This is a genomic window from Citrobacter sp. Cu233 (genome assembly GCF_030332225.1).
Lineage (GTDB): Bacteria > Pseudomonadota > Gammaproteobacteria > Enterobacterales > Enterobacteriaceae > Citrobacter.
In genome coordinates this window covers 142,827-157,725 of sequence record NZ_JAOWIF010000033.1, presented here as the reverse complement: position 1 = coordinate 157,725, position 14,899 = coordinate 142,827, and the positions used below count along the sequence as shown (strand labels likewise).

The window sequence follows — 14,899 nt, the reverse complement described above, 5'->3', positions numbered from 1 at the left end:
GTAATTATCAGGCGAAATGACGCTTAAATTTAATAAGCAACTTATCAAATTTAATTATATTTTAATTGTAACCGTGAATAAATAACGCCATGCATCACATTTTTTTGCCTTATTTGTTTGTAAAGAAACATTACATCTATCAATGTTTAAACCAAACAATACATAAAATTATCATTCACAACATTTCATTAACACTGATTTTGTACGATTTATCAGCGAGTAATTTTGTGATGGCGATCGATTACGTTCATTTATTCTCGATAAAAACGTATCGCACAGCGATTTGTGCTACACATCACAAAACAGGAAATATCCACCAGTACCTTTTACCAGATAAAGAAAGTTATGCCCTTCAGTAAAGGGAAGGCCACTTCTCATTGCGAGCTACCGGGTTACATCATTAACGCCATACTCAAATGTGCAGTCACTTCATGAAGAGGGATTTGCACCCAGCAATGGTTTTCTTCATCGCAAAAAGTGACCTCATTGTCGCTACCGTCGATAAGCAAAATAAAACGTGCTCCCTGACGTTGCGCGTTCTTCTGCCGGGTTGATAAGCGTAGCGTGGAGCAATCATTGACAATGCTCAAATGCGGGAAATTACGCCTGAGTCGGCGACCAAGCAGTATTGCCTGATCCCGTGCCCGTTCCTGGCTGGGTATGATGACAACATCGACATGCTTACCGTAATCGCTGCCTTTTTTCGTAGTGGTGAGCAACTGCATAATCGGTTCCAGCATGAAAGCGAAACCACATGCCGAGACAGGATGCCCAATTAACCTACTGGCGCTATTGTCGTAACGCCCGCCCCGACACAGCAATTTATTATGATGCAACGAATCCGCATACCATTCGAAAAGCTGGTCGTTATAGTCATTTACGGGGAAGAGATTCTTATCGTGGGTAAAAGGGATATTCAATGCAGTCAGTGAGTTGCAAAGATGCGTAAAACTCTGGCGGGATTGTAATGACAGGCATGCTTCAAGTTGCGGCGCTTTTTCTGCCAACCGCAGCATCAAATTATCTTTATCACTCAATAAACGCTCAGGATGTTGCTCCAGGCAAGCTAGCTGCCTGGCATTAAGCAGTGATGCCATCGGCTGATAGTATTGCTGCAAATGACGGCGAAATTGAGTGAACTCCTCTACATTTCCTAATGTATTGATTTTGAGTTCGACAAACGGCAACAGTTGTAGCGATTTGAAAAAATCATATTGTAAGGAAATGAGTTCAATCTCAATGCCAATATCTGGATAGCCAAACGCTTCCACGCCCAATTGATGAAATTGGCTGATGTTCTGCTGGTTCTGACGACGGAACATTGCCCCCAGATACCATAATCGTGTGCCAATTTGTAAATTCTGATATTGCGATAAAAGCCGTAGGCATCCCATCGTTCCATCACCACGGAACAACGCCTGATGATTAAGCATTAGCTCATTACTTTCACCGGAAAAAGACCTCGTAGCGTTTTCTTCCAACCTTTCAAGAAGTGGCATACGGATCTCCTTGTAGCAATACTGCTGCAATAAGTACTCCGCTTTTTTTTCCAGCCACTCCCAGTCCGCGGCGGGGTTCTGGTAATGCTTACGTGGGCGCCCACTTTTCCGTGGCCGCAGATTTCGCTGGTATTTTTCTTCCAGTGACTGAGAGTAAGGCGTCGTTGCCAGTAGGCAGTTTTGCACCAGAGATGACTCAATACGCGTAATGACTGCTGGAGCAATCATCCCCAGGCAAAAGCGCTGATAGGCACCTGAACGCTGCGCTGCATTTTCTCCGAGGCGCAGGTACTCCTCATGGGGAGTAATCCGCACTTCGGGGGAATCCGCAAAACTATGATGAGGTGTTTCATCCACGCAATGGCATTCAACGTATTTTTTTGTCAGTAAGAAATAGGCGTTGGGTTCGACGGGGCAGCAATTGTATCGACTATCCCAAAGCGTACCATGGCGCTGGTGACGGTGGTTGAAGTAGTGGGTGTAACCTTTGGCAATATATTGCATAAAACGCCCGAGGCATTCTTTATCAGGAGCGGACAAAAACAAAAATATTTTTTTTGATGAAAGAGAATACGCATGCAATTTTATTGCATAAATACTCATTGCAGTATCGACGCATTGATAAAAATACTGGTAATCTTCTTCACCTTTAAAAATAGTTTCATCATTATGCCCGCACAATTGCACGAGGTGAGGAATTCCATCGATAAATAATCGGTTTTTTCGTGGCATAGGAATAATGTGTAAATAATATTTAAGTTGGCTAAATAGTGTTTTTTATTAGTGCATAAGCCACGGCTGTTAATATATAAGGATTTCTAAAGAATCTTACAGGAGCTATCAAAAGACAACAAGAAGCCCTTTTGATAGCCCATTTCGCTTATTTCTGGTTAAGCTCATCAAGTCGTAATGCAATATCTTGAATCGCTAGTAAATTTTGCTGGTTATTTTGTAAATCCCAAAGACGAATTTGTTGATCAGCATTAATGGTCAGAATAAAACGACAACCACTCTTAAGAGCATTTTGATGCTGTCGTTTAAGTTTGGTACCGCTACAATCAGTGAGGACACGTAAACCAGGCAAGTCTCGACGGAGCGCACAAGCCAGCACTTGCACCTGTATGCCCCCGTCCTCTAGCTCGCTGGTAATCACAACATCAGGATGGAATTGCCACTGAGGATTCAGGCCGTCATAAACAGTCTGCAGCAGAAGCAACAATCGTTCGATACCTATAGCAAACCCACAGGCGGGCAATTTTTTACCATTAAACAACTCAGCCAGACCATCATAACGACCACCACCGCAGACTGTCCCCTGAGAACCTAAATCATCGGTAATCCATTCAAATACAGTGCGTGAATAGTAATCCAACCCGCGCACCAGTCGTGGGTTAATGTGATAGGTTATACCGGCATTGTCGAGCAGAGTCCGCAGCGTATTAAAATGCCGCTGTGAATCATCTTCCAGAAAATCCAGTAAACGAGGTGCGTTCTCTATCATTTCTTGCATTTCAGGGTTTTTACTATCGAGGATACGCAGAGGGTTCACGTCCAGGCGCTTGATGCTATCTTCGTCCAACAAGTCTCTATGTTGAGTAAACCAACTCACCAGTTCCCTGCGATGTGCCCGCCGTTCTTCTGGCGTCCCTAGTGAGTTTATTTCCAGCCGCACGTTCTGTGATATGCCTAAATCTTCAAATAGATCGCGCACCATAAAGATCAGTTCAGCATCGACATCAGCACCGGACATTCCGAAGGCTTCGACGCCAAACTGCGTGAACTGGCGTAACCGCCCTTTTTGCGGACGCTCGTAACGAAACATCGGTCCCTGATACCACAAACGCTGCGACTTGTTGTAACACATGTTATTTTCCAAAACCGCGCGCATACATCCGCTGGTCCCTTCCGGGCGCAAGGTAATATGCTCACCGCTTTTATCGGTAAAGTCGTACATTTCTTTTGAGACGATATCAGTCGCTTCACCCACAGCACGTTCAAAAAGCGCAACGGGCTCCAGGAGCGGCAGGCGCATTTCCTGGTATCCATAACGAAACGCCATTTGATGAAACTTGCGCTCCAGCCACTGCCACATTGGTGTTTCGTCAGGCAGCACATCGCGCATACCTCGTATGGCCTGAATTTTGCTCATGACAACTCCTTACTTAATAAAGAAAAAGATTGTTCAGTCAAATTGTGCTGCGGGGCACCCTTGTTCAGGCGATGACGCCGGGCAACATAAAGAAGGTAAAGAGGGATGGTGATCATCTGTAAAATAATTCCCCATACCACGGTAGAGGCACTCTCTGTCATTAGCGCCAGTGCAATAAAGCTCAGCGCAACCAGACTGAGGCAGCAATAAGTCCAGAAACTGGCATCTCCTCCCCGGCGATTAACAACCATCATGACCGGCAGTGATACTGCAGCAAATGCATAGGGGAGTAAGCTGGCAGAGATGGCCAATGTAATCACGCTCTGGAACTGGTTCTGCAGATTTGGCGACAATGTGAATAGCAGGAGTGCAGTCATCAGCGCTGCAGTAAAAACCAACCCAAGCCAGGGAACACCATGGCGGTTAGTACGGGCAAAAAAAGCAGGGAGCAAATTATCTTCTGCCGCAGCCCTGGGCACTTCCGTTTGCAGGATTTGCCAACCAGGCATCGCACCGAGGCAAGCGATAACGACCATGGCTGAAATAATCGCCCCAGCCGTGCTGCCCCACATTGCTTTCGCGCTATCGGCAAAAGGAGAAGAGGAGTTCATCAGTACATCATGGGGGAGTAGACCCATCATGACATTGGTTGAACTGGCATAACATAACCCAGCGAGCCCCAACCCTAACAAGGTAGCCAGCGGTATTGTGCGACGAGGGTTTTTTACCTGGCTAAACGAGACAGATGCAGATTCAATCCCCAGAAAACCCCATAATGAGAGGGTTGCCGCGTTAATGATTGCCTGATGATCGCTGACGCCACTAAGATTCCAGGCTGCCTGATAACGAGCAACGTCAAAATGTCCCCAGCCCATGACACCAATGCTTAAGATCACCAGCACCATGCAACTGCCCGTAAACATTTGCATATAACCAACCCGCTTCGCCCCACGTAATCCCCAAAGAACAGAACACCAAAGCAGCACAATGCATGCCGTCGTGCCATAAAGTGGGTTGTGTAATACCGGGAAGAAGAAAGAGAGATATCCCACGCCGGCTAACAGCAGCGCGCAGTTGCCAATCCACGTTGACAACCAATAGAACAATGTCATTTGTAGGCCGATAAAGGGGCCAAAGCTGGCAGTAATACTGGCTATGATGCCGCCATTGCGCGGAAATAACTCACTCATTTTACAAAAAATGAGTGCCAGGGCAGCAATCGCTAAAAACGCGAGCCCCCATCCCCAGACAGAGATTGAACCAATTCTCGCGAGCGTGGCAGGCAGCATAAACACACCGCTACCCATCATATTTGATGCTGTCATCATGGTCAGCGCAAGCAGGCCCATTTGGTTTGTTTTCGCGCAACATTTATCCATGCCAGTCCTCATTTAATAGATCATGGTGAGATGAGCGGGACTTCTCCCGCGCATGTCCTGGGCCAAAGTTTGTCGTTACAACCCATCGGTAAAGCGGTAATCTCGTTGAAGGCTCTGTAAGTTCAGAGTCTGATAGACGCAACCGATAATGATTGGTCTCGGCATCGGTTGCGCCCCCCTGAGGGCAGTGATGATTATCACTGCCCTTTCTTCATGCGGCCTGCTGGTTCAGGTCGGCGATCACATCGTCAATCAGCTCATCAATCTTGCTGGAGTCAAGGTGGTGTGCAGTGGTAATCAGGTGTGCGATTTCACCGGATGTGGCCAGACAGTGCTTCTTCCAGACAGCTTCTGACGGGCAAGGGAAAACCACGGTAATAGAGTTTTTATTGCGCCAGGCATCAATACCAGCAGCCTGTAAGCGATCGACTGCGTACTGCGCCATATTCAGGCTATGTTCAATGCGGCGTTGCCAGTCACTCCAGGAATGGCTGCGAATAGCTTCCCACATCATTAGCGGTGTATGGCCGTTACGAGAACCAGAAATGGTTTTATCGTGTGCAGAGATGTAATCAATTTCGACAGAAATCCGGTCAACATTTTTCCTTTTCGCTACCACAATGCCGCAGGGAATAGGCGAACCAATCATTTTGTGGCCGGAAACACCAATAGAATCAATACCATCAGCGAAGTTAAAAGGTTGCGGATCGTTCACAAACGGCAAAATCATACCGCTCAACGCAGCATCAGCGTGTAAATAATAATCGTCACGTTTGATACCCAGCTGATCAATCCGTTGTTGGATCTCAGCAATATTATCAATAGCGCCACGAACGGTTGTGCCGATATTTGCAAAAATAATCGGATGTTCTTCGTTATCGCGTTGAATTTTACGAATCAAATCATCGTAGTCCATCTCACCATTCGGCTGTGATTCCACCAGACTTGATTTAATGCGCAACAACTTAACAATTTTTGCAACGGAATAATGAGTATCTTTCGAGTAATAAAGCGTACCTTCTGGAAACAGTTCACGCCCCAGATAGCAGCCAAACATATTACCTTCAGTTCCCCCATTGGTAACGTACCCCCAGCTTTCTTCAAATGGGATTTTGAAAATTCTGGCAAAATACTCCATTACTTCTTTTTCAAAATCAAACGAGTTCAGCAAATAATTACAATACTCCCCCCAGTCACCACAATTATTTATGGAGAAACGCATAAACCGTTCCAGTATCGTGTAATCGAAGTCGGCTGACTCCGGATAACCTATATTAAAATACTGATTTTTTACGCAATATGACCAAAAAGCATCGAGCTTATTCTGATCGACAATAGATAATGTCATTTTAAACTCCCGTGAATAAAACCAATACAGTTGGATACGTTTAGATACGCTTATCTAAATAAAGAATATCCTGACCTTTCTTACTACGTCCGGCGGCAACAAAAGAGAATAATGGAATGGTTACCATCATCATCAAGATTCCCCAGAATATGGAGTCGCTGCCAGAACCAAGCAAAGCAAAAATGCAGTAAATCATGCCAATAACAACCAACGTGCAGTAAAACATAAACGATCTTCCACGATTGGCTTTCTTTGAAACAAGGATAATTGGAAGCGAAATCAGGGCATACATATATGGCAGAAGTGAAGCAAACACCGACATTAAGATTACGGCCTGGAATTGTTTCGCCAGATTCGGAGATGCCGTCAACAGCAAGACAATACTCATTAATACACCGGTAAAAATGAGGCTTTTCATCGGGACATCTTGCTTGTTGGTTTCTTCAAAGAATTTCGGGAAAAGTCCTTGTTGAGCACCTGCGCGCGGGCCTTCTGACTGAAGTATCAGCCAACCGGAAATTGAACCAAAGCAGGCGATGATGCTCAATGCAGAAGCAATGTTCCCTGCCGTATTACCGAACATATAACGTGCGGCATCAGCAAAAGGTGCTGCTGAATCTACCAGAACGTTATGTGGTACCAACCCCATAATAACGGTGCAGCTGCCGACATAACATACGGAAGCGATTAATAACCCCATAACGGTAGCCCGAGGAACCGTACGTTCAGGATCTTCGACCTGACCGGTAGAAACGACTGCAGATTCAATGCCAAGGAAGCCCCATAGCGCAATCGACGCAGCAGAAATTATTGCTGAGGAATCACTATGACCCGTTCCATTATAAACTTCAGTATAGAGCGACGGGTTAAACCAGAACCACCCAATAAATCCTACGCCTAAAATTACAATTAACCCGCAGGTTGCGGTAAAGGATTGTGCCCGCCCCGCAACTTTGGCACCAAAACTAGCAAGGAAAACAAATGCCCACAGAATAATAATTGCGGCAATACAACCGTAAGTTGGATTTTTAAGTTCTGGGAAAAAGAAACTGAGATAGCCGACACCTGCGACCAATAATGCAACGTTTCCTACCCATGCGCTGATCCAATAGCACATTGTTGTCTGAAACCCAATGAATGGGCCAAAGGCATCACTGGCATAAGCAACGATACCGCCGGTACGAGGTGTAATTAGACTGGTTTTAGCGAAAACTAACGCAAGTGCAATAACACCGATGATGGTAAATACCCATCCCCATATTGAGATGGAGCCTATTCCTGCGAGATTAGTTGGCAACATAAATACGCCAGACCCCATCATATTTGATGCGGTCACTAACGTTAGGGCAATGACTCCCATTTTATGAGCAGAGCCTGAGCTTACTGTTCCCATAATGGTTTCCTATTAATTTAAAATTTTGCAATAAGTGGAAATTCGTACTGAATTCGTGGGCCATTGTTATGAATAGAAATGTCCATTATTGTGACAACAATCAAAAATAATAATGAATCAATTTTTTTTGAGCGGTGCTTTTGCTCACTATTTAACCATTTCATTAGTAATTGACTCTGTCCCCTTTTATTCGACCTAAATAAAGTAAAGCCGGCACTAAAATAATCAGGGGAAAAAATCCCGGCGAACATTCATTAATGATGTACTTTTTTTTCGATTGTGTTGTTTTAATGTTAATAATCATGAGTAATTTAAAAGAGCCCTGTTTATGACGCCAAAAACGGGCATTCTGATAGGGATAAAGTAGAAGAGTGTGATTCAAAAGAGGGAACGTAATTTATGTTACAACGGATAAAACGATTACGTTCTGTGGGTTACACCTCATAAAGCAAAAACCCCGCCGAAGCGGGGTTTTATAAAGAGTGAAGCTGACCGATAAGCCGGGTTCTGTCGTGGACAGTCATTCATCTAGGCCAGCAATCGCTCACTGGCTCAAGCAGCCTACCCGGGTTCAGTACGGGCCGTACCTTGTGAACCCCTATTTGGCCTTGCTCCGGGTGGAGTTTACCGTGCCACGGACTGTTACCAGCCGCGCGGTGCGCTCTTACCGCACCCTTTCACCCTTACCTGATCCCACTTGCGTGGGCCATCGGCGGTTTGCTCTCTGTTGCACTGGTCGTGGGTTTCCCCCCCAGGCGTTACCTGGCACCCTGCCCTATGGAGCCCGGACTTTCCTCCCCTCCGCCCGTCTCCCCCGAAGAGGACGACGACGAAGCGGCGACTGTCTGGTCAGCTTCGGCGCGCAGTATAGAGGGTTCGTGCGCCTTTGTCACCCCGCACTACGCATTCCGATTGCCAGCGTGGCAGCAATATTCCTTGAAGCGCGGTAAATATTATCCGATGCCCCGCGAAAAGCGTCCTCCAGCGTGCCGATACGGGTTAATACGCTAAACACGGCATCAATGCCATATTGATGTACCACGTCCACATCGCGTGTCAGGCTACCGGCAATACCAATTACTGGTTTATGGTACTTCTTCGCCACATTTGCCACACCAATCGGCACTTTGCCATGCACACTCTGGCTGTCGATGCGTCCCTCACCGGTGACCACCAGCGTACAATCGTGAATATGTTCTTCCAGATTGAGCGCCTGAGTCACAATCTCGATACCGCTGCGCAGCTCCGCGCCTAAAAAAGCCATTAATGCGGCCCCCATACCACCAGCCGCTCCTGCGCCTGGCACGTCTTTCACATCCACCCTGAGCGATTTTTTAATGATATCGGCATAGTGGGAGAGATTACGGTCCAGCTCAACAATGTGTTCCTCAGTCGCCCCTTTCTGGGGCCCAAAGATGCGGGATGCGCCAGTATCGCCCGTCAGAGGATTCGTCACATCGCAGGCGACACGGATTGAACAGGTTTTTAAGCGCGGATCCAGCCCCGAAACATCGATGGTACTGAGACAAGTCAGACTGCCGCCGCCGTAACCGATTTCAGTACCGTTGGCATCACAGAGTTTTGCCCCCAGAGCCTGCACCATACCCGCACCACCGTCATTGGTCGCACTGCCGCCAATGCCGATAATGATGCTATGCGCACCGCTATCCAGCGCCTGCAATATCAGCTCCCCGGTGCCACGCGACGTGGTGACTAACGGGTTGCGCTTTTCTGGAGGAACCAACGCCAGACCACTGGCTGCAGCCATTTCAATAAACGCGGTTTTACCATCACCGGACATGCCCCAGCAGGCATTCACTTTTTCATCCAGCGGTCCCGTCACCAGGGCTGAACGTTCAGTCCCCTGCGTCGCGGCTATCATCGCTTTCACGGTCCCTTCACCACCATCGGCAACCGGAACAGAAACATATTGCGCATCAGGAAAAACTTCCCGAAATCCTTTTTCTATTGCCTGAGCTACCTCGGTGGCAGAAAGGCTTTCTTTATAAGAGTCTGGGGCAATTACGATTTTCATAGTTATGTAGCCTGACTGTGCCGCGCAAGGCAAGAAATACAGGGCGCGCATCCGCGCCCTTCTTGTTAGCGAGTGACTTCCACTTTCGCCAGTTTTTCGTAGTAGCACGCAAGAGCACTGTGATCAGCGGTTCCCAGTCCATCTGCGCGCAGCGCTTGCATCATCTCCATAACCGCAGCAGTCAGCGGTAGCTGTGCACCTACGCCATGAGAAGTGTCCAGTGCGTTCGCCAGATCCTTAATATGCAGATCAATACGGAAACCCGGCTTAAAGTTACGGTCCATCACCATCGGCGCTTTCGCATCCAGTACGGTGCTTCCCGCCAGCCCACCCCGGATCGCCTGATATACCAGATCCGGGTTCACTCCGGCTTTGGTCGCCAGCGTCAGTGCTTCAGACATCGCGGCAATGTTCAGCGCCACAATGACCTGGTTCGCCAGCTTGGTGACGTTACCCGCGCCGATTTCGCCGGTATGCACCACAGAGCCCGCCATCGCCTTCAGCAGATCGTAGTACTTGTCGAAAATCGCTTTATCACCGCCAACCATTACCGACAGCGTGCCATCAATCGCTTTTGGCTCGCCGCCGCTTACCGGCGCATCCAGCATATCCACACCTTTCGCCTTCAGCGCGTCGCTGATTTCACGGCTGGCTAACGGCGCGATGGAGCTCATGTCGATCAGCACAGTCCCTGGCTTCGCCCCTTCAATAATGCCGCCTTCCCCCAGCGCCACTTCTTTCACGTGCGGAGAGTTCGGCAGCATAGTGATGATCACGTCACACTGCTCGGCAATGGCTTTCGCCGTAGTCGCCGTTTCTGCGCCTGCGGCTATCACTTCCGCAATCGCTTCCGGATTACGGTCAGCAACCACCAGCGAGTAACCTGCCTTGAGGAGGTTTTTACTCATTGGTTTACCCATAATACCGAGGCCAATAAAACCAACTTTCATTGTCATATATCTATCTCTCTCTACTGTCGATGGTGGTTATTTCTTAAAAGAATCAGCCAGTTTCTGCGTGGCTGAACGGAACACGCCAAGGTCGCTGCCAACGGCAACAAACGTCGCGCCCCACTCCAGATAGCGACGGGCATCTGCCTCGACCGGAGCCAGAATACCGCTTGGCTTACCATGTGCTTTCGCGCGGGCAAAGATGTGTTGAATCGCCTTTTGCACCTCAGGGTGAGAAGCATTCCCCAGGTGACCTAACGCTGCGGCCAAATCGCTTGGGCCGACGAAGATACCGTCAACACCTTCGGTTGCAGCAATCGCATCCACGTTATCAACGCCCTGCTGGCTTTCGATTTGCACGATGATGGTGATGTTTTTGTTGGACTGCGCGAAGTAGTCCGGCACGGTGCCAAACATATTGGCACGGTGGGAAACGGACACGCCGCGAATACCTTCCGGCGGATAACGTGTAGACGCCACGGCGTTCACCGCCTCTTTTTCGGTTTCAACAAACGGGATCAGGAAGTTATAAAACCCGATATCCAGCAGACGCTTGATGATCACCGGCTCATTGGTCGGCACACGCACGACCGGTGCACTGATGCTACCTTTCAGTGCCATCAACTGTGGGATAAACGTCGAGATATCGTTCGGTGCATGCTCACCATCCAGCACCAGCCAGTCAAAACCTGCCAAACCTAATACCTCGGTACTGATTGGATTGGCCAGTGCAGACCAGCAGCCAATCTGCACCTGATGTGCCGCGAGGGCCGCTTTAAATTTGTTCGGGAATATCGTGTTATTCATCGCCTATACCTTTATTTATTTCTGCAATTCCATACGTTTAATGTCACCGACAATAAACAGGTAGCAAACCATCGCCATCAGCGCCGAGCATCCTACAAACATCAGCGCAGCATTAAATGAGTGCAGTTCGCTCACCAGATAACCAATCACCAGCGGGGTTACGATGGAAGCGACGTTGCCAAATACGTTAAAGACACCACCACACAGACCGACTATTTCTTTCGGTGCAGTATCTGAAATCACCGGCCAGCCCAGCGCGCCGAAGCCTTTTCCGAAGAACGCCAGTGCCATCAACGCCACCACCAGAGTGGTGTTATCGGTGTAGTTACACAGAATGATGGTCGACGCGAGCAGCATCCCAAGCACAATTGGCAGCTTACGCGCCAGAGTAATACTGGAGCCGCGTTTAATCAGATAATCGGAGAACACCCCGCCCAACACGCCACCGACAAATCCACACAGCGCAGGAATAGAAGCCACCAGACCTACCTTCAGGATCGACATGCCTTTTTCTTGCACTAGGTAGATCGGGAACCAGGTCAGAAAGAACCAGGTGATGGTATTGATAAAATACTGTCCGAAGAACACACCCAGCATCATGCGATTAGTCAGCAACTGCTTGATATAATGCAGCTTAGGGCCACCAGATGCCGCATCGCCCGGCTTCTTGTGATCCATATCCACAACCGCGCCGTTGTCAGAGATAAACTTCAGTTCTTCTTGCGACATACGCGGATGCTCGGTCGGGTTATGGATCAGTTTCACCCACAGCCCGGTCAGTACAAAGCCGATTACCCCCATCACGGTAAAGACATGTTCCCAGCCCCAGGCAAAAGTTAACCACCCCAACAGTGGGGAAAATAATGCCAGGGAGAAGTACTGCGCGGAGTTAAAAATTGCCGATGCCGTGCCGCGCTCTTTTGTGGGGAACCAGGCGGCCACAATACGTGCGTTAGCCGGGAAAGACGGCGCTTCAGAGAAGCCCAGCATGAAACGCATGATGAACATTGAAATACCCGCCCAGGCCAGCGGGAACATATCTACAAAACCCTGCAGAAAGGTAAACAGCGACCAGAAAAACAGGCTGTATGTGTAGACTTTCTTCGAGCCAAACTTGTCGAGCAGCCATCCGCCGGGAATTTGCATTAGCAAATAAGCCCAGCCAAAAGCCGAAAAAATGTAACCCATTGATATGGCGCTAAGCTGTAGCTCTTTCGCTACTTCTGTGCCGGCAATAGACAACGTCGCACGGTCAGCATAGTTAACGGCTGTAACAATAAAGATTACCAGCAATATTAAATAACGAGTGTGCGTGCCTTTCTTTTTCTCTACAACCGTATCCAGTATCATACTATTTACCTCGGGTTACCTCTGGCACATATCTTTTATTAGTTGGCAGGCATTTTTAATAATTAATTACCGCCAATAAAAATACGCAATAATTTATCAGGCGCTATGAAACCGTGATTTAGTATAATCAGCGTGACAAGGTTAATCATTGTGCAAACGCTCATTAAAGAAAGGTCGTTAGAATATTTTCTTAGGCATATGCACATAAGCATGGGCGCTAATGCACACATTTACGCATTGCCACCTCTGGCGGCGTGGTGTACCTGAATTTAAGTGATCACGGTCACATTCTCAGATTTAATCTCCTGACATTCTTATTTCACAATACCAAGTCTTTATTGCTTTTAATTAGCTTCAATATAACAACACCCGTACAATTATTATCACCACCTGGCTGGAGAATACTGGACAATGGCCGACATCGAAATTAGACAAGAATCGCCAACGGCGTTTTATATTAAAGTACATGACACAGATAATGTGGCGATTATTGTCAATGACAATGGTCTGAAAGCCGGGACACGTTTTCCGGATGGACTGGCGCTGATAGAGCATATCCCCCAGGGCCATAAAGTGGCACTAACAGATATTCCTGCTCATGGCGAAATCGTCCGCTATGGTGAAGTAATAGGTTTCGCCGTTCGCGATATCCCACGCGGCAGCTGGATCGATGAATCTATGGTTGAACTGCCAAAAGCCCCGCCGCTGGAAACATTACCGCTGGCAACCAAAGTCCCGGAACCACTGCCACCGCTGGAAGGTTATACCTTCGAAGGGTACCGCAATGCTGACGGCAGCGTCGGCACCAAGAACCTGCTTGGTATCTCCACCAGTGTGCACTGTGTGGCAGGCGTGGTGGATTATGTAGTGAAAATCATAGAACGTGACCTGCTGCCAAAATACCCAAACGTCGACGGCGTGGTGGGACTCAATCATCTGTATGGCTGTGGCGTGGCGATCAACGCGCCAGCAGCCATCGTGCCGATTCGTACAATCCACAATATTGCACTGAACCCGAACTTCGGCGGTGAAGTAATGGTCATCGGCCTTGGCTGTGAAAAACTCCAGCCTGAGCGCCTGCTGGAAGGTACTCACGATGTAAAAAGTATTCCGGTAGACAGCGCCAGCATCGTCAGCCTGCAGGATGAAAAACACGTTGGTTTTAAATCCATGGTAGAAGATATTTTGCAGGTAGCCGAGCGCCATCTGGCAAAGCTCAATCAGCGCCAGCGCGAAACCTGTCCGGCTTCTGAGCTGGTGGTCGGCATGCAATGCGGCGGCAGCGATGCATTTTCTGGCGTAACGGCCAACCCGGCGGTGGGTTATGCCTCCGACCTGTTAGTACGCTGCGGCGCGACCGTGATGTTCTCTGAAGTGACCGAAGTGCGCGATGCCATCCACCTTCTGACCCCTCGCGCAATTAACGAAGAGGTGGGCAAGCGCCTGCTCGAAGAGATGGCCTGGTACGACAACTATCTCGATATGGGGAAAACTGACCGCAGCGCTAACCCCTCTCCCGGTAACAAAAAAGGCGGCCTGGCAAACGTCGTAGAAAAAGCGCTGGGCTCCATTGCTAAATCAGGAAAAAGCGCCATTGTCGAGGTGCTGTCGCCGGGCCAGCGCCCAACCAAACGCGGTCTGATATACGCGGCTACCCCCGCCAGCGATTTTGTCTGTGGAACTCAGCAGGTTGCTTCCGGGATCACCGTGCAGGTATTTACCACCGGTCGCGGCACGCCGTACGGTCTGATGGCCGTTCCGGTGATAAAAATGGCAACACGCACTGAACTGGCTAATCGTTGGTTTGATCTGATGGACATCAACGCAGGCACCATCGCGACCGGAGAAGAAACCATCGAAGAGGTAGGTTTGAAGCTATTCGAGTTTATTCTCGACGTGGCCAGCGGGCGTAAGAAAACCTTCTCGGATCAATGGGGATTACATAACCAGCTGGCGGTATTTAACCCGGCACCAGTGACCTGATTATCG

Annotated in this window: 10 protein-coding genes and 1 other RNA gene; 1 reads left to right on the top strand and 10 read right to left on the bottom strand. The window is 48.5% G+C overall.

Translation table 11 applies throughout. From position 1 onward, the window contains the following. Nucleotides 1-392: 392 nt before the first annotated feature. From OGX95_RS10905 to garP, 10 genes are all read right to left on the bottom strand, one after another. Nucleotides 393-2,231 (bottom strand): ATP phosphoribosyltransferase regulatory subunit, encoded by a 1,839-nt coding sequence (locus OGX95_RS10905; protein WP_286629421.1) that lies wholly within the window; start codon nucleotides 2,229-2,231, stop codon nucleotides 393-395. A 148-nt stretch (nucleotides 2,232-2,379) separates the two neighbouring features. Beyond that, nucleotides 2,380-3,648: a histidine--tRNA ligase gene (gene hisS, locus OGX95_RS10900; RefSeq protein WP_286629420.1), complete on the bottom strand. Its 1,269-nt coding sequence runs from the start codon at nucleotides 3,646-3,648 to the stop codon at nucleotides 2,380-2,382. Further along, entirely contained in the window at nucleotides 3,645-5,027 is a 1,383-nt protein-coding gene (locus OGX95_RS10895; RefSeq protein WP_286629419.1) for an amino acid permease, read from the bottom strand. The genes hisS and OGX95_RS10895 overlap by 4 nt, the downstream gene beginning before the upstream one ends. Before the next feature lie 211 nt (nucleotides 5,028-5,238). Beyond that, entirely contained in the window at nucleotides 5,239-6,375 is a 1,137-nt protein-coding gene (locus OGX95_RS10890) for a histidine decarboxylase (protein WP_286629418.1), read from the bottom strand. A gap of 40 nt (nucleotides 6,376-6,415) precedes the next feature. After that, nucleotides 6,416-7,768: a histidine-histamine antiporter gene (gene hdcC / locus OGX95_RS10885; RefSeq protein ID WP_005131726.1), complete on the bottom strand. Its 1,353-nt coding sequence runs from the start codon at nucleotides 7,766-7,768 to the stop codon at nucleotides 6,416-6,418. A gap of 480 nt (nucleotides 7,769-8,248) precedes the next feature. After that, nucleotides 8,249-8,625: RNase P RNA component class A (gene rnpB, locus OGX95_RS10880), an RNA gene on the bottom strand. Between the two features lie 32 nt (nucleotides 8,626-8,657). Beyond that, on the bottom strand, nucleotides 8,658-9,803 hold the full coding sequence (gene garK, locus OGX95_RS10875; protein ID WP_286629417.1) for a glycerate 2-kinase: 1,146 nt from the start codon (nucleotides 9,801-9,803) through the stop codon (nucleotides 8,658-8,660). A 65-nt stretch (nucleotides 9,804-9,868) separates the two neighbouring features. Beyond that, nucleotides 9,869-10,759, bottom strand: coding sequence for a 2-hydroxy-3-oxopropionate reductase (gene garR, locus OGX95_RS10870; RefSeq protein WP_286629416.1), 891 nt, complete (start codon nucleotides 10,757-10,759; stop codon nucleotides 9,869-9,871). Nucleotides 10,760-10,789: 30 nt separating this feature from the next. Continuing rightward, complete coding sequence (gene garL / locus OGX95_RS10865; RefSeq protein WP_286629415.1) at nucleotides 10,790-11,560, bottom strand: 2-dehydro-3-deoxyglucarate aldolase; 771 nt, start codon at nucleotides 11,558-11,560, stop codon at nucleotides 10,790-10,792. 15 nt (nucleotides 11,561-11,575) lie between these two features. Next, entirely contained in the window at nucleotides 11,576-12,910 is a 1,335-nt protein-coding gene (garP, locus tag OGX95_RS10860) for a galactarate/glucarate/glycerate transporter GarP (RefSeq protein ID WP_286629414.1), read from the bottom strand. 411 nt (nucleotides 12,911-13,321) lie between these two features. On the opposite strand from garP, the gene garD reads away from it, so the two are divergent. Continuing rightward, the gene (gene garD / locus OGX95_RS10855; protein ID WP_286629413.1) at nucleotides 13,322-14,893 is read left to right on the top strand and encodes a galactarate dehydratase; all 1,572 of its coding nucleotides are present in this window, start codon (nucleotides 13,322-13,324) and stop codon (nucleotides 14,891-14,893) included. Nucleotides 14,894-14,899: the final 6 nt, after the last annotated feature.